The organism is Stratiformator vulcanicus, assembly GCF_007744515.1.
GTDB lineage: Bacteria > Planctomycetota > Planctomycetia > Planctomycetales > Planctomycetaceae > Stratiformator > Stratiformator vulcanicus.
On record NZ_CP036268.1, the window covers coordinates 391,160 to 407,402 of the forward strand.

Here is a 16,243-nt window from a genome sequence, read left to right on the forward strand (position 1 = left end):
TCCGATCAAAAGAGTCGTGCCAGTTCCTTCGGCAATGCCGCCAGTGACCCGCCGACTTACGGCGACGACCGGCGAGCAATCGCGACCAATATCGACTTGAACCAATCACATTGTCACTAATTTCAATCTGATCAGTGAGCACCCGATGCCGCAGTCGATGAGGCAGCCCCCGCCCGCCCGCCGCCGCATCGCCTACTTCGGCGGGGACGATTTCCGCCGACATCGCACCGAACCTCACGTCGAACAGCCTGACCGTATCGCCGCGATCGAACAGGCGATCGCAGCGGCCGGATTGATCCGGACGCCAAGCGACGAGACACGCTCCGTCAGCGATCCGGCGACTGACATCACGCTCGTCCCAGAGCCCCTTCGCCACGCGACGGTCGACGAACTCAGCGCCGTGCACGATCGAGATTACGTTGAAGCCATCCGGACGGTCGCAGCCGAAGGCGGGGGCCGGCTCGATCCCGACACCGTCATGAGCGGCGATTCGTTCGACGTGGCCTGTCTCGCCGCCGGTTCCGCCATCGCCGCGGTCGATTGTGTCCTTGATGGCCCGATGCGCCGCGCCGCTTGCGCCGTCCGGCCCCCCGGGCATCACGCCAGGCCTGCGGCTGCAATGGGTTTCTGCCTGTTCAACACGGCCGCCGTCGCCGCGCGGCATGCGGTTCGAACCCGAGGCTGCCAACGAGTGCTGATCGTCGATTGGGATGTCCATCACGGCAACGGGACGCAAGAGATTTTCTATGCAGACCCCGGCGTCGTGTTCACCTCGCTGCACCGCTCGCCGTTCTATCCCGGTACCGGAGACTTCGACGAAACAGGCACCGGCCGCGGATTGGGGACCACACTAAACGTTCCGCTCCCCTTCGGCATCTCGCGGGAGAGATATCGGTCCGAGTTTGAGCAGGTCATCGAAAGAGCGATCGACGCGGGCCAACCCGATCTCATTTTGATCAGCGCGGGCTTCGATGCGCACCGGGACGATCCGATCGGTTCGCTCGGCCTGACGACAGAGGACTTCGCGGAACTGACTAGAATCGTTGCCGATGCAGCCGGCGGGCATTGCAACGGACGCATCGTCAGTCTGCTCGAAGGCGGCTATCACTTGCAGCGGCTTGGCGAGAGTTACATCGCGCATCTCCGCGCTCTCGTGGGCTGAGCCGAAGGCATTCGCTTGGCTGAAACGAATCGCCTCAAAATGAGGCGATTTTCTGTTGACCTTTGCCGTAGTTGAGGGTAAACCAAACAAAGGTTTTGATCCATCAAAACGTATTAAAGGGGTCTCCCGTGCGTCGGGCATTCACACTGATCGAGCTTCTGGTTGTGATCGCAATCATTGCGATTCTGATCGCCCTTCTACTGCCCGCCGTGCAGCAGGCTCGCGAAGCCGCGCGGCGAAGCCAGTGCAAGAATAATCTGAAGCAATTGGGGCTCGCCCTACACAATTACCACGGGGCGCACTCCGTATTCCCCTCCGGCTACGTGACTTGGGACGATTACGCGTCAATCGGCGGCGGGTCGGCTCCGGGCTTCCTCGCCGGCGACACCTCGACCTTCAACACCGGCCCCGGATGGGGTTGGGGGGCGATGCTGCTTCCCTACCTCGAGCAATCGACGGTCACGGCCAATCTCGACTTCGATCGGAACATGTGGGATCCGGCGAACGCCGCTGCAATCCGAACGCGGCTCCCCGTGTTCCTTTGCCCCAGTTCCTCCGGCGGCGATGCGTCCTTCCGGATCGAAGAGCTTCGGGCTTCCGAAGGCGATCCGCGGGTCGACCTGTCGATCGGTGGATCGACCATCGAAGTCGGTCGCAGCCATTACGTCGCCAGTCACGGTCAGGAATCATGTTGGGGCGGCTGCGGAGCCGCGGCTTCCACGAATGTTTTCAGGCCGGGGGCGATCGCCTTTGACCCCGGTGCCTCACTCAATCCCGGCGATCCTGGGGCGCGGGTCGAGTCGATCAATTCGGCGGGCGACGTCTCACGCGTCGCCGACGGCCCGTTTTATCGGAACTCCAAAACGCGGATGCGAGATGTGACCGACGGCACGTCAAACACCATTTTCCTCGGCGAGCACTCATCAAAGCTCAGTGACAAGACGTGGGTCGGCGTGCCGCCGGGCGCCGGGACGACGCCCTTCGTCGATGCCACGGAAAACGATTCCGACGGAGCCGCAACATTGGTCCTCGTGCACGCCGGTCCTTCCGGGGCTGAGGTCGACTCCTTCGGCAATCCGATCATTCACCCGATTAATTTCCCGACGCTACATGTCGGTCAGATGTTTTCCGAACATACCGGTGGCGGCCAAGTCTGCATGGGTGACGGATCGGTGCAGTTCATCAGCGAGAATATTAGCCTGCGATTGTTTGCCGAATTATCGAGCATCGGCGAAGGCGAGGTCGGAGGCGTCTTTTAATGACAAACGGTCACCCTCGCTCGGCGGCTTTCCTCTGCGCCGCCGTGTTCGCAACGTCGGCGATTGCCGGCTGCGGCTATCCCGAATTCGGTCCCCGGGCTTATGAGATCGCGCGGGGACTGCACACGATTTGTGACCTCAAGGCGGAGAACCAACTCGAGACCGTACAGGGCACCATTGAGTCCGACTTGAACGAAGGCTCGATTACAAAGAGGGAAGCCGCTTGGCTGAATTCGATCGTTGAGACGGCAGAGGCGGGCGACTGGCAAGCCGCGATGGCGGAGTCTCGAAGAATGCTCGACGCGCAGAACGAGCTTTGATCGCAACCGATGATGCCCGCCCGGTACCGGGATCACACGCGACGGCTCGTTGCATCCGGCGTGCTTTGGAGCATCGACCATAAAAGAGAAACCCGGCTTCTCGCCGGGTTTCTCCGTTTAATTCCACACACTCAGCGGATCAGTTCGCCGAAGCGACCTTATCTTCTCCGCGATTGAGCTTGAGGTGGCCGTACAGCGTTTCGCGGCCACGGACGATGTAGAATTTCAAGGGATTGAAATTCGTAATCCGCGGGTGGGTTAGCACGTAGGACACGTTTTCGGCGTTGATCGTCTCCCACACGTGCAGTCCGACGAGGACGTCGCCCGGTCGAATGCCGTTCTTCGCGGCGGGGCTGCCCGCACGGACTTCGGCGACTTTCAACCCGCCGCGGTAACGGGTCCCGGTGACGACCTCGGGGTCGACCGAAGCCAGTTTCAGTCCGAGTACCGACCAGCTTCGGCCGTCTTTGTCGGCAGCAGTCTTTTCGACGACCGCGGTGGCGAGTTGACCCGCGTAGCTGCGACGCCTCAGGGCGAGTTTGAGGCGTTCGTCTTTGCCGTCGCGTTCGACCAGAATTTCGATCGGCTCGACATCGTCGCGTCCGATCAGTGCTCTTTCAAAGTCGACGCCGTCGACCACAGTGACTTCGCCGGCCCGCTTGACGATATCGCCCTTCTTAAAACCGGCTTTGGCCGCCGGTGAACCCGGCTCGGGGCGTGTCACGATCAGCTTGCGGTCGCCGCCACGTTTGTAGTCTTTGGCGAGCAGTCCGTGCATCGTGCCTTCGAGTCGTTCGGTGCTCATCAAATCTCGGATCACCATGCGGGCGTCGTCGATCGGAATCGCGAAGCCGATCCGCTGAGCCCCGGCCCTGATGGCGACGTTGATACCCACGACCTCACCGGCGAGGTTGAGCAGCGGGCCGCCGCTGTTACCGGGGTTGATGCTGGCGTCGGTCTGGATCAGGTTGCGGTACGACTGGGTCTCATTGACCTCGACGTCGCGATGCAACTGGCTGACAATGCCGGCCGTCACGGTGTGTTCGTAGCCGAAGGCATTTCCGACGGCAATCACCGTTTCGCCGAGCATGATGTCGCTGCTGGTGCCCATTGGCATCACCGGCAGCGGCGTCTTCGACTCGATTTTGATGATCGCCAGATCGTGCTCGGCATCGACCGAGACGGTGGTGGCGTCAAAGGTGCTGGCGTCTTCGAGCGTCGCCGTCAGCACGTCGACACCGCTGACGACGTGATGATTCGTCACGATATAGCCACGGGGATCGATGATGATCCCGGTGCCCATGCCGTTGACCTTCCGCCCTTTGCGGGGGGCGAACACCGAGCCGTCGTCGTAGGTCGTCTTTTCACTATGAATGTTGACGACCGCCGACTTGACGCGCTTCACAGCGCGAACGAGCGGGGTTTCGCGAGGGTCATCGGCCCGGACATCACCGCATTGCACTGCGGCTGCGACGAGGGCGACGAGGAATAGTTTGTAGATAGGTTGCGTCATGCGTTGGAAGCTTCCGGATAAGACTCGATCCGTCCTCACGGAATGGCACACTCCCTGCTGCCGAACGGAGAGCGATCCTTCACTTCTCCACAAAGGCTAGCATCGGCCCTTCGTCAATCGGCCCTTGAAAAGGTCGAGGCCTGCACGCATAAATTGCCCAGCCTGTGATCGGTCGCCCTGAAGGCGGGTTATTCCCGGTTTCTGACGGGCGGACCGATCAATTCTTCGAGACCCAAGGGACTACCATGTCACGCCGCGTTCAACTGGAACAGATGATTGCCGAAGACCCGACCGATCCGTTTGCGAAGTATGCGTATGCCAAGGAATGCGAGTCGGAAGGAGACCTGCCCGCGGCCCTGGCGGGCTTTGACCGTGTCATCAAGGAGCACCCCGATTACGTCCCGGCCTACTTCCAAAAAGGGCAGGCCTTGGCCGGCGACGGGGAAGTCGATGACGCCGCCGAAATACTTCGCGCCGGTATCGAAGTCGCCCGCCGCACCGGCGATGCCCACGCGCTCGGCGAAATGACCGAGTTCCTCGAATCGCTCTGAACTGGCTAGCCGCGACCGACAGGGAGCGCGCCCCCCCCGTCGCAATCACTCCCTACAATTTCGACGCCCGAAGAACTCGAATGCGAGGCCGTCATGCCTGTCGATCCAGAAGTCCCCGAACTCTTTCGTAACGCGGCCGGTTTTGACCGCCTCATCAGCGCGATGCGTCGCCAGAGCTCGCAGGGAGAATCGGGGGAGCCGAACGTCACAGCCCAGCTTGCGCTGATGCACGAATACGCCGTCACCGGCTGGGGCATCCCGAGCGAGTACGGCGGAAGCGGAATCGAAGGTGCCGAGATCATTGGCGGTTATCGCCAGCTCGCCTCGGCGTGCCTGACGTCAACGTTCGTCTTCACACAGCGGCAAGCGGCGATCAGCCGGATTGCTGCCAGCGAGAACGCCGACCTGAAAGCTGGCATCCTGCCAAGACTGGCGGCGAACGATGTTTTCGCGACGGTCGGAATATCTCACCTCACGACTTCGCGGCAGCATCTCAAGCAGCCGGCGGTTGAGGCGGTCGAGGACGGCGAGGGCTATCGCCTCGGCGGCACCCTGCCCTGGGTGACCGCGGCGGCCCATGCCGACGTGATCCTGTGCGGCGGCACGCTTGCGGACGGACGACAGCTACTAACACTGGTTGACACATCGGACGCCGGCGTGTCGCTCAAAGAACCGCCGCCGATGCTCGCGCTGAATGAGTCGAAGACCGGTGCGGTCGAACTCGACAACGTCGTCACTCCGCGAGATCACTTGGTCGCAGGCCCCATTGAAGCCGTCATGAAATCGGTCGGCTCCGGCGGGACCGGGTCGCTAACGACCTCTGCCCTCGCGCTCGGTGCGGCGGCCGGTTCCATCGACTTTTTGGAAGCAGAGGCGGCCAAGCGGAACGATCTGCACGAAGTCCTCAGGCCCCTGCGAAAGGAGTTGTCGCAGCGTGATGCCGAGCTAGAGGCGCTCGCGACCGGCATAACGGAATTCGAGGGACGCGAACTCTCGTCCGAATCGATTCGCAAACAGGCGAACTCGCTCGCACTGCGGTCCTCACAGGCATTGCTGGCGGCCTCGAAAGGGGCGGGCTTTGTGAAAGGCCATCCGGCTGAGCGCGCGGTCCGCGAGGCGATGTTCTTTCTCGTCTGGTCCTGCCCGCAGCCGGTCGTCACGGCCAACTTACGAGAATTCGCCTGCGCCATCGGGTGAATCCCCCCCCAAGCCCACGGGTCACACCCCGTGGGTCCGCGAAGATTGCGCTAATAACCTTCGCTGATGTACGAATAGCCCAACGAACCGCCGCGAAACGGCGTTCCTATCAAGGGAGATGTTCTCCCGCGGGCCATGTTCATTCTGCCGTCGCCGAGTCATTCGCCCGGCGCGGTCGTTTCATCAGGAGGGGTAATATGTTGTTGAAGCAGAGCATGGCGGCGCTTCCCGCGCTCGCCTTCGGAATCGCGGCGTCTTCATTGACGGCTACGATCGGATTGGCCGACACGATTCGACTGGAGAACGGCGACACGCTGTCAGGCCACGTCAAGTCGCTGGATGACCAGAACCTAGTCCTCGCGAGTGATGTGCTCGGCGACGTGACGCTCAAACGCACCAAGGTGGCGGAGATTTATCTCGGCGACAATAGACCGCAGGAACCCGTCGCGACGGTCGTTCCCGCTCCGCCGAAGCAAGATGCGACCGCCAACAAAGCTGGTGGAGTCGCTGGCGCTCTCGGATTGGGCCAAGGCACGTTGCCCGCGCAGCAGAATCTGAACGACATTCTGGGGCAGCTACAAAGCGGCGGTGTCTCGGCTGACACAATGGAGGGACTGCAACAGCAGTTCCCGCTGCTCGCCGATCCGAAAGTCAGTTCGATGTTTCGCGATCGCGTCGGCGGATTGATGTCGGGCCGGCTCGACGTGCAGGACATTCGCAAGGATGCCGTTCAAGCCCTCGACATGATCGAAGAACTCGAAGCGGACCTCGGTCCGCAGGCTGCCCAGGCCCTGCAAGGCTATAAGGGCATCCTGCAGAACTTCGTCCAACGCTCGGCTCCGGTAGAACCAATCAAGCCCGAAGACGAGTCTAAAAACGACGAGACCGAGTAACGTCATCGTTTATGAGTCTCTAGCAATAAAGAAGCAGCCATGACGCCCCAGCGTCATGGCTGCTTCTCGCTTCTCGCTTCTCGCTTCTCGCTTCTCGCTTCTCGCTTCTCGCTTCTCTCTTCTCGCTTCTCGCTTCTCGCTTCTCGCTTCTCGCTTCTCGCTTCTCGCTTCTCGCTTCTCGCTTCTCGCTTCTCGCTTCTCGCTTCTCGCTTCTCGCTAAATAAAAAACCGAGCCGCGACTATCCGTTGTCGCGACTCGGTTTCGTTCGTGCTGCTCTAAGCCGACTTCCGTGCCGAGAGCAGTGTTCGTCGTTCGATCAGCTGGCGTAGGCGGTCATGCCGTGCTCGCTGATGTCGAGGCCCTTCTCTTCTTCTTCCGCGGTGACGCGGAGGAATCCGATGGCTTTCAAGATACTGAACAGGATCAGCATCGTGACGAAGGCCCAGCCGCAATAGGCAACGATACCGGTGAGCTGAGCGCCAATCGTTCCGACCCCTTCATCGTAGGTGGTCGGGAAGATGCCGATCGCGAGGCAACCCCAGATGCCGCACAGCCCGTGGACCGGCCACGCACCGACGGGATCGTCGATCTTCAGCTTGTCGAGCATCAGCACACCGGCGACAACCAGAGCACCAGCAACGGCTCCGATGATGATCGCAACGAGATTGCTCACGCCGTCACAGTTCGCCGTGACGCCAACCAGACCACCGAGGATACCGTTAAGAGCCATCGAGAGGTCCGGCTTGCCGAACAGTCCCCAGGCGATGAACGTCGAAACGACACCACCGGCTGCGGCTCCGAGGAGCGTATTGACGGCGACTAGCATGACAAGTTCCGTCGATGACTTGCCATACATGGCAAGGACCGAGCCGGGGTTAAAGCCGAACCAACCGATCAGCAGAATGAACACACCGAGAGTCGCCAGCGGAAGACTGTGACCCGGAATGGCGATCGGCTTGCCGTCGGCGCTGTAACGCCCGAGACGGGGGCCGAGCACAATCGCACCGGCCAAGCCGGCGAAGCCGCCGACCGCGTGAACGATGCAGGAACCGGCGAAGTCATAAAAGCCCATGGCATCGAGCCAGCCCAGGCCCCACTTCCAGCTACCGCTGATCGGATAGATCAGGCCGGTCAGCAAAGCACTGTAGATCAAGTACGAACCGAATTTCATCCGGCCGGCGACGGCACCGGAAACGATCGTGGCGGCTGTCGCGGCGAAAGCAACCTGGAACAGCCAGTCGACTGATCCGGTTGGGAGGTAGTCCGCAGCACCTTCGGTCGTAATCGACGTCGCGATGGAAGGCACGGCAATGTAGCCGTTCCAGTCTTCGCCCATCGTTCCCGGATACATCAGATTGTATCCAACGAAGAAGTACAGCAGCACGCCGACGCAGATGTCGAGGGCGTTCTTAAACAGAATGTTCACCGTGTGCTTGGCCGGGCTGAACCCGGCTTCGACCATCGCAAAGCCCGCCTGCATGAACAGGACCAGGACCGCACAGATAAACATCGTCAAGTTGTCGATCGCGTAGGCCGCGATCTCTTCGCCTTCAGGTATGAAGCCCTCTTCCTCTTCGGGTGCGGCCAAGGCCGACTCCACAGCCGAGCCAGCTTCTTCCACGGCTTCGGCGACCGAACCGGCCTCTTCTTCCTGTGCATAAGCCGGGTGGGTCGCAAACCCGCCCACGATGACTAGTCCCACTAACAGCGGGACGAGCGCTGTCCAACGCAAACTCATTCCAGTTCCCCTCAAGTGTAAAGTTGTATTCCCAGTTGCCAGACTCATCAGTTCCCACTCTGCATTCGGAGAATGACGGACCGCCCCCGCATTGAGGCCCGCCGCAGCCGAGCGAATCCGCAAGGCGCAATACGCCTTGGGGGCCAGCCCGCACCGCAACCGGGGCGATCAAGCGAATCGGTGTTTCCAGTTCGCCCGAAAACGCAACTTGTGTGCCCGAATCGAAGGCAGCGTCGGCGAGGCAACGTTCGATTTTGCCTCGCATTTCGCAAAACGTTGTAAAATATGCACGAAATCGCCCTGCGAGTTTGCTGGTAATCTTTGAAATCGGCGAGTTGCGATCGACCGGGCGAAATGCGGCGACCAGCACTTTGTCGCTCTGCTGCCTACGTTGCGCGCGAAGGACTGCCAATCAATTAAGCAGGCGGCTCTTGATCGGTGCTTCGAGGCAGCGCATAAAAAAACCGCCGCCCGACAACGCCGGGCGGCGGGAATCATTTCTCGGTTGTCAGTCAGCTTGACCTAGAAGGTCAGGATGACGTCGGTACCGAAGATGAAGCTGTCGAAATCGCCGCCGAGGAAGGCTTCTGCTTCGTTGATGTCAGAAGCGTTCTGGTAGCGAATTTCCGGACGAACAACCACGTTAGCCTGCGGGCGAATGTTCGCACCGAAGGTGTAGTTGTAGGCATCGAAGGCGCCACCATTGTCGGTGTGCCACCACTCTGCACGACCACCGACTGCCAGGCAGTCATTGATCGTGTAGAAGAGATACTGGTTGACGCCGTATTCTTCGCCGTCGTCGCCGTCAAGAGAGACGAAGTCCGACTGGAAGACGTAGTTCAGGTTATCAGTCAGAGCAACGTCGGCCACGATGCTGTGGTTGTAACCCGCACCCCGGAAGCCGCTGTCGCCAGCGAACAGGATGTAGGTGACCGTAGCGTCGTCGGTGACCGAAACGCTGGCTCCACCGAGGAAGCCGTTACCGTCGTCGAACTGGTCGAAACCGGTGTCCCAACCCAGGACCCAACCACCGTACAGTTCCACGTCATCCATGCCGCTGTACGTACCGAGGACACCCGTGTGGGTGAAAGGCTCGCTGTTGTACTGCGTGAAGGCGTGGCTGTAGAAGAAGTTGTCCGGGGCGGTCACGACTTCGTAACCGACGAGGGTGTAGAAGTGACCGCCGATGACCGAGAAGTCACCGTAAGCCGCTTCGGCGTAGAGCTGCGGGAAGGCCCAGCCGTAGGCTTCGCCGAACTGCAGGCTCGCCGTGTTGTCGAAGACGCCCGGGTTGTTACCGAAGGCCTGGGTGTCCGGGGCATCGGTACCGTAAACGATGTCGGCACGACCACCGATATCGAGTCCGCAAGAACCATCAGCCACTCGTTCGACGACGAGGTAAGACTGGTTGTTCTGGAAGCGATCCGTGTAATCGTTGAAGTTACCCGTGCTGTTGCTCGTGTAACCCCACTGAGTCCAGCCGTAGACCTGGAACGGAGCCTGGTCCGGGCAGTCGCAGAGCGCGTCCATCAGGGTGTAGGGCTCGCCGAGGTCGCACCAATCGCAATCCCCGCACTCAGCGCCACATCCGATGTCTTCGCAACAGAGGTCTTCGCTGCAGAGCGAGTCTTCGCAGACCGACTCACAGCAAATGTCTTCGCCGCAGCCTTTATCGCAGGCGCCGAAGATGTCCATCAAGCCGGCATTGGCCGAACCAGCGAAAGCCAGTCCAAGACCGCCGACGCAGAGCATCCGAATGCCGGTGCCCCAAATCGTGCTTTTCCGTAGCATCGTCCGCATTGTTAACTCCTGAACAACGCACCAATTGGTTGGGTGTCCTTACCGCCATTCGTGCGAGCACACGTCCGGCGGTCCCCCCGCGTCCTCTGCGGTTACAGCTCCGACTAGCGGCGACTGCTGGGGTAACTGCAGACCGCAACGCAGGGTGAAAGGCTGCACAAAGCGGTCTACCTCGAAGGATCGGACGACAGCGCTACCCGTTATCACCGAACCGACCGTTGCAAACATCTTCTGCCTAACAGACAGACCTCACCTGACCAGATAGGTCGCCGCAAATTGCCCAGAGTCTCAACCACGGCGTCTGATTAGCCAAAAACGTAGGGTTTTGACCTGTAGATTGGTCAAATCAATTGTCGGAAATACCCATCCCAGCCGTCCGCGGCGCGCGAATTCCGTTTGCGATTGCGACTTTCAGCTCGGATTTCAGCCTGCGATCCCGCGAAAAAACTGAAAAATTTCCCGACATTCGTCCTCGATCAGGGCTCCGCTTCGCGAGGGAAGGTCGTCTCAGCGGGAATCAAGTATCGATCTGCCGGTGCTCAAGGCTTCAGGAACGCTTTACAGCCGTCGATCTCGGCGGGCAAACTGGATGACCCGGCGTGGACGAGCTGTCGACGCCTGTTCTTGCACTGAAGCGATGAGGGTTCCGATGCGCCGCGCGATGCCACTATTCGCTGTCGTTCTCATGACAGCCGCCGTTCCTTCGTTGGCCGACGAAGGTTTCCGAGAACTATTCAACGGCGAAGACCTCGAAGGCTGGTCTAACCCTTACGAGCATGGCGAGGCATGGGTGGAAGACGGTGTGATCGCGCTGCGAGCCGCGAAGAAGTTCTTCCTGATCACTGACGAACGCTTTAGCGATTTCGAACTCCACGCCGAAATCCTGCTGCCGGAGAATGGCAAGAGCAATTCGGGCATCATGTTCCGCGCCCAGAAGAAGCCGGGGAAGGTTTACGGCTATCAGGCGGAATGCGATCCGAAGCCCCGAGCGTGGACCGGCGGCTTCTACGATGAGGGACGTCGGGGCTGGATTTATCCCGACAAGAAGAAAAATCCGGGCAAGAAACTGGTTCAGGCTCCGCTCGGCGAGTGGATCAAATACAAGATTGTTGCCGAGGGAGATCACCTGCAGATCTTCATCAATGGAGAACAAACGTCAGACGTGCGGGACGCGATGGACTCCGAAGGGCACATCGGACTGCAGCACCACGGCGAAACCGGCCAGGTCTACCGATTCCGCAACATTCGCATTAAAGAGCTGTCAAAGGAGCAGTAGCGGGCTGCTCTGATTCGACCGATGACGGCTGGCGGCTCATCTCCGCGATCTGCTTCTGCGCGAAGTGCTTTCGCCATGAGCTGTCGGCCCAATGGGCGATGTGAAGTTCTCTGAGTAAGTCGACGTCACAGATAATGTCGCGCCGGTCGACAGGATCGAGACTCTCCGGCCCGACCTCCATCGCGCGTGCCCTTAATTCCTCGCGACGATCGGAGGAGACTGTCATCCCTCCGCGAGTCGCTTCGAGGACGCTGCAGTGCAGCCGGTGGAAGTTCGGGTCGGTCAACAGCAGTCGGAAAATCTCCGCCCGGTCGACGCCCCTTTGATTTTTGAGCGAATGCTCGATGCGAGCCTGCTGGTCTCGCAGGATCGCTTGCGGCTGCTGCTCTTCGGGAATCGTCAGTAAGCCTCGATTCCGAAGCCACACGCCGAATCCGACATGACTGACAATCATGGAAAGCGGAATCGATAGGGCGAGCGGACTGAGAACCGGCAGGGTCCAAAATAATGAGTTCGGGACAAACAGGGTGACGAACCAAAGCCCGGCGATCCCCAGCACGGTGTGCCAACGGTGCAGAAAGAACGCATCGCGAATCGACAAGCTGTGATCGCCGCGCTGTTGGGCGTTCCATTGGACGCGTTTGCCGAGCAGGGTGAGCGCCACGAACGAACTGTGAAACGCCATCATGATCGGAGCCACGAAGATCGAGTGGAGCGTCTCGATCATCACGCCCGCCCATAATCGGGTCGCCCCGCCGAACTGCTGCGCCCGACCCGAACGGATGACGTCCAGCCCACCCAGAAACTTCGGAACGATCAGCATCGCGAAGATCGACAGGAACAACAGCAAAGCTTGCACTGCCCCGGGGATGCCCAGCACCGGCGTCGACAATTCCTGACCGGCGTCCGTCGAAAGCCACACCGAAGCGGCCATCCCCGCAACTAAAAAGCAAAGCCACATCGGTGACGTCAGAAACGCGACCGCGCCCGAGAACAGATGCCATCGGCTGATCGGCGTCAACGGGCACCGCAGGAGGAAATTCAGGTGCTGCAGATTCCCCTGACACCACCGCTGGTCACGCTGAGCGTAGCTGAGCGTTGTGTTGGGAAGTTCTTCAAAGCTGTTGACGAGGTCGTCGGCGAGAACGACCTTCCACCCGGCCCGTCGTAACAGGGCCGCTTCGACAAAGTCGTGGCTGAGAATCTGACCGCCCAGCGGGGCTTCGCCCGGGAGTTCGGGCAGTCCGGCATGTTGAATGAAGGGCGCGATACGAATGATCGCGTTATGCCCCCAGTAGTTGCCGTCGTCGCCGCAGAAGAGTCGATATCCCCGCGTGAAGATCGGTCCGTAGACGGCCGCCGAAAACTGCTGAGCCCGCGCAAACAGCGAAGTCCCACCGATCGGTCGCGGCGGAGTTTGCAGCAGCCCGATCGTCGGATCATCCTCCATCCGGCCGACCATTTCGATCAAAGTCGACGCCGGCACGATGCTGTCGGCGTCGAGCACGATCATGTACCGATAACCGAGCCCCCAACGCTCGCAGAAGTCGTGCAGATTCCCGGCCTTGCGGGCAAAATTACGCGGGCGGTGGCGGTAAAAGACTTGGGATTGCTCCAGATCGTTTCCTCCGCTCAGGCGAGACCACGCGAGTTCTTCTTCGAGCCAGACATCGGGGTCGGTTGAATCGCTGAGGATAAAGAAGTCAAAGTTTGGTCCGGCACCCGCGTTGGCCAAGTCATCTTTCATTGCCTGCAGACCGGCAAGCACACGCGCCGAGTCTTCGTTATAAACGGGCATGATGATCGCCGTTCGCGCCAGCTTCGATGCGTCGCGCGAATGGTCGATAGGGGCCGCGTTATACTCGCCGTGGTGAACTTCACGATCGATGAATCCGACGATAGCCGTCGCAAAGCCGTACAGAACCCAACCCGTTAGTGCGGCGAACAACGCGGTGAGCAGAATGTCCGTTCCGCCGAGCCCGTCCGTCGCGACGACGTCAATGAACACGAAGGCGAACAGAATGGTTCCGATCACCGCCGTGCCGATGATCCAGTCGCGCGGCTGACTAACGATCGATCGGGTGAGTTTATTGAGAATTTGGTGCATGAAAGCCTTTGAGTCTTTATGCAGTCAGGGAGACGTTTCCAAATGCCGTCAATCAACCGACATCACCCGCTTGTTGGAGCGATTCGCTACGATTGTGTGATTTGGCGACGTTCTTAGGTGGCGAAGTTTTCAGATCCCAAACGCACGCTTGATCGATCGGAGTCGGGGCGTCCAAGCCGAGCGCGCCAGCCGCCAATAGGCTTTGCGAAGCAGGACCGGCGGGCGGTCGATCGGTTGCGGATGCATCTTTGTCGGCACTTCGACGGGAACGATATCTCGGGCGATCGTCTGCAGAATGCGATCGGCAGCATGGGTCGCCTGGGGCGAGCCTTCCCAGGCGCCGGGAAATTCGTCGAAGACTTTTCGCAGGATCATCGCGACGTCGGTCGGCACGGTCATCGGCTCTGATTGAAGGCCGGTCCGTCGGCGATAAAACCGCCGCGTCACCTCATCAAATTCGTCGATCGCCTGTTCGACGCATTGATGCACCAGGGCGTAACCCTCGAGCATTTCGCCATCGGCGGTCTTCTCACAGCATTGATCGACGATCCGCTTTGTGACCGTCGCGATCTCATCAGGTTCACGCATTCCACACGAAGTCAGATACGCAGCAACGACGCGACGCGCACATCGCGAGTCCCACTCGTTGAGGCGATTTGCTTCGTCACAAACCGACGGCTGCTGCGATTGTGCAGCAGTGTTGGTTTCGTTGACGATTACGGCTGACATCGGTAGCTCCATGTTTCTGAAAGAAAGTCTTTGCCGGAGACGAGGCACGCCCGTGCTTCGCCTGACAGTTCCGTTCCGGCTTGCAGGTCAAAGACTGCAACGATCGTTCCATCTTCAGCGCGCCGGACCAGCGGTCCGGCGATTAAGCGGTCTTTCGGCGTGACGAGAACGTCAAAGTCGCGATCTCTCGCCGAGTCATCTAATCCTCCGCCACCGAAGGTCAGCATGACCTTCGCCACATCCTGCTTCGCGTTGTAAGTCACGGAAGAGCTCAGTACGCGTCCTCCGGAAAAGGCCGGAGGATTCCCAGAGCAAAACAGCAGGTCGTATTTCAGGTCGATGACGTCGTCTGCGAGGATCGGCCGCTCCGGTACCCAGAACGCCGCGATGTTATCGATCCACTCACCGGGTGATTCGATTTCGAGCAGTTCGACGCGTCCGCGACCAAGCGATTGCTTCGGTTCGACCCATATCGAATATCTCCGATGATAAAGGGCCTCATCATCTCGGTAGTTGTCATAAGACTGATCGCGTTGCAGCAGTCCGAAACCCCGCAGTCCGTCAAATTCGAAGACTGAGCGTGTGGTCGTCGACGGGCACCGCAGCGGACGCCACAACCACTCTCCGCTCTCGGACCAACAAAGCAAGCCGTCGGCATCATGGACTTCAGGGCGGCTATCGCCCGAAGGCGGCGGCGTTCCATCCCCCCACATGAACATGCTGGTGATGGGGGCGATGCACAACTTGCCGATCTGATGCCGGGCTTTCAGCCGAGCGGTGACATCGAGCCGGGTGGTGTCTCCCGGGTAGATGTCGAACCGATACGCACCGGTGATCCCGGCACTGTCGAGCAATGCCCACGCTCGGACGCGCTCGGCGTCGGGCTTCGGACGTTCGACCCAATACTCTCGAAAACTCGGAAACTGCTCCGGCATATTCGAGGCGGTGTCGATGGCCAATCCGCGGGCGGAGGAACCATAGATATGATCCGATCCGAGGGCGCGAAAATAGGTCGCACCTAAGAAGCTGGCCACCTCTCGATAGCTCTCTTCTCCTTGAAAAATGGAGTTCAAGCGGATGCCCGCGTAGCCGAACTGTTCGGGGATTTGATCGCGTTTGACGACGTCATCAAGATACCAGAACAGGTCGGGATCAAACGCGATTGGCTTGATCTCCGGCTGTCGCTCGGCATTAGCTTCAACGGTCGGATCGCCGGAGCCGATCGCAGGGGCCGCGGCTGAGTCCGCAACAGAGTCGGACAGCACCTGCCACACCCGCACCGGCTCTTTGAAGATATACCCGGCGTGGAATAGGTCGAGAATCCAGCCGAGGTCATCCCCCTTCCAGAACTGCTTGTCCGGATCGAAGATGATCTTTCGGTAGCCGTCGTAATCGATGTCGGCCAGCGGGCCGGAGACGATCGGGATGGCCCCTTCACGCGGGCCACGGGCGATCGCGGTTTGCCAGACTTTCTCAAAGACCGGGTCGACGTCAGGCGGCGGAGAATTCCCGCCATAAATGTGCGGCCCGGTCGGGACGGCTACCGTCTGCTCTACGTCCGAGGAGCGCGAAGCGACGAACACAATGATGATGACCGCAGCGCAGAATAAACCGATCGCCGCCGACTTCCATGGCGGGGCTGAACGTCGTTCTGTCTTCGAAACCGTAGCCACTTCTTCCTACTGCAACTTTCCGCC

13 protein-coding genes are annotated in these 16,243 nt (G+C 60.1%); 7 read left to right on the top strand and 6 right to left on the bottom strand.

Annotated elements, in window-relative coordinates; translation table 11 throughout:
* The first annotated feature begins 145 nt into the window (after nt 1–145).
* The 3 genes from Pan189_RS01440 (at nt 146) to Pan189_RS01450 (ending at nt 2,741) form a co-directional block, all read left to right on the top strand.
* The gene (locus Pan189_RS01440; protein ID WP_310820929.1) at nt 146–1,162 is read left to right on the top strand and encodes a histone deacetylase family protein; all 1,017 of its coding nucleotides are present in this window, start codon (nt 146–148) and stop codon (nt 1,160–1,162) included.
* Between the two features lie 128 nt (nt 1,163–1,290).
* Nucleotides 1,291–2,421: a DUF1559 domain-containing protein gene (locus Pan189_RS01445; RefSeq protein ID WP_310820930.1), complete on the top strand. Its 1,131-nt coding sequence runs from the start codon at nt 1,291–1,293 to the stop codon at nt 2,419–2,421.
* On the top strand, nt 2,421–2,741 hold the full coding sequence (locus Pan189_RS01450) for a hypothetical protein (protein ID WP_145362193.1): 321 nt from the start codon (nt 2,421–2,423) through the stop codon (nt 2,739–2,741). Before Pan189_RS01445 ends, Pan189_RS01450 begins: the two co-directional genes overlap by 1 nt.
* Nucleotides 2,742–2,880: 139 nt before the next feature.
* Here Pan189_RS01450 and Pan189_RS01455 read toward each other — a convergent pair whose 3' ends face one another.
* Nucleotides 2,881–4,254, bottom strand: coding sequence for a trypsin-like peptidase domain-containing protein (locus tag Pan189_RS01455; RefSeq protein ID WP_145362194.1), 1,374 nt, complete (start codon nt 4,252–4,254; stop codon nt 2,881–2,883).
* A 245-nt stretch (nt 4,255–4,499) separates the two neighbouring features.
* On the opposite strand from Pan189_RS01455, the gene Pan189_RS01460 reads away from it, so the two are divergent.
* From Pan189_RS01460 to Pan189_RS01470, 3 genes are all read left to right on the top strand, one after another.
* Entirely contained in the window at nt 4,500–4,805 is a 306-nt protein-coding gene (locus Pan189_RS01460) for a tetratricopeptide repeat protein (protein ID WP_145362195.1), read from the top strand.
* 93 nt (nt 4,806–4,898) lie between these two features.
* Nucleotides 4,899–6,002 (top strand): acyl-CoA dehydrogenase family protein, encoded by a 1,104-nt coding sequence (locus Pan189_RS01465; RefSeq protein WP_145362196.1) that lies wholly within the window; start codon nt 4,899–4,901, stop codon nt 6,000–6,002.
* A 197-nt stretch (nt 6,003–6,199) separates the two neighbouring features.
* Nucleotides 6,200–6,895, top strand: coding sequence for a hypothetical protein (locus Pan189_RS01470; RefSeq protein ID WP_145362197.1), 696 nt, complete (start codon nt 6,200–6,202; stop codon nt 6,893–6,895).
* A 317-nt stretch (nt 6,896–7,212) separates the two neighbouring features.
* Here the strand turns inward: Pan189_RS01470 and Pan189_RS01475 are convergent, their stop codons facing one another.
* Both Pan189_RS01475 and Pan189_RS01480 read right to left on the bottom strand, forming a co-directional pair.
* The gene (locus Pan189_RS01475; RefSeq protein ID WP_145362198.1) at nt 7,213–8,634 is read right to left on the bottom strand and encodes an ammonium transporter; all 1,422 of its coding nucleotides are present in this window, start codon (nt 8,632–8,634) and stop codon (nt 7,213–7,215) included.
* A gap of 522 nt (nt 8,635–9,156) precedes the next feature.
* Nucleotides 9,157–10,434, bottom strand: a complete 1,278-nt coding sequence (locus Pan189_RS01480) for an outer membrane beta-barrel protein (protein WP_145362199.1) — start codon at nt 10,432–10,434, stop codon at nt 9,157–9,159.
* A gap of 649 nt (nt 10,435–11,083) precedes the next feature.
* Here Pan189_RS01480 and Pan189_RS01485 point away from each other — a divergent pair.
* A complete protein-coding gene (locus Pan189_RS01485) occupies nt 11,084–11,710 on the top strand; it encodes a 3-keto-disaccharide hydrolase (RefSeq protein WP_310820931.1) in 627 nt (208 codons plus the stop codon).
* On the opposite strand, the gene mdoH is transcribed toward Pan189_RS01485, so the two are convergent.
* The 3 genes from mdoH to Pan189_RS01500 all read right to left on the bottom strand — a co-directional run bounded on the left by mdoH (nt 11,685) and on the right by Pan189_RS01500 (nt 16,219).
* Complete coding sequence (gene mdoH, locus Pan189_RS01490; protein ID WP_145362201.1) at nt 11,685–13,817, bottom strand: glucans biosynthesis glucosyltransferase MdoH; 2,133 nt, start codon at nt 13,815–13,817, stop codon at nt 11,685–11,687. The two genes, Pan189_RS01485 and mdoH, sit on opposite strands and share 26 nt — an antisense overlap.
* A gap of 129 nt (nt 13,818–13,946) precedes the next feature.
* Nucleotides 13,947–14,546, bottom strand: a complete 600-nt coding sequence (locus Pan189_RS01495) for a hypothetical protein (protein ID WP_145362202.1) — start codon at nt 14,544–14,546, stop codon at nt 13,947–13,949.
* Complete coding sequence (locus tag Pan189_RS01500) at nt 14,534–16,219, bottom strand: glucan biosynthesis protein (protein ID WP_145362203.1); 1,686 nt, start codon at nt 16,217–16,219, stop codon at nt 14,534–14,536. The genes Pan189_RS01495 and Pan189_RS01500 overlap by 13 nt, the downstream gene beginning before the upstream one ends.
* Between the last annotated feature and the right edge of the window lie 24 nt (nt 16,220–16,243).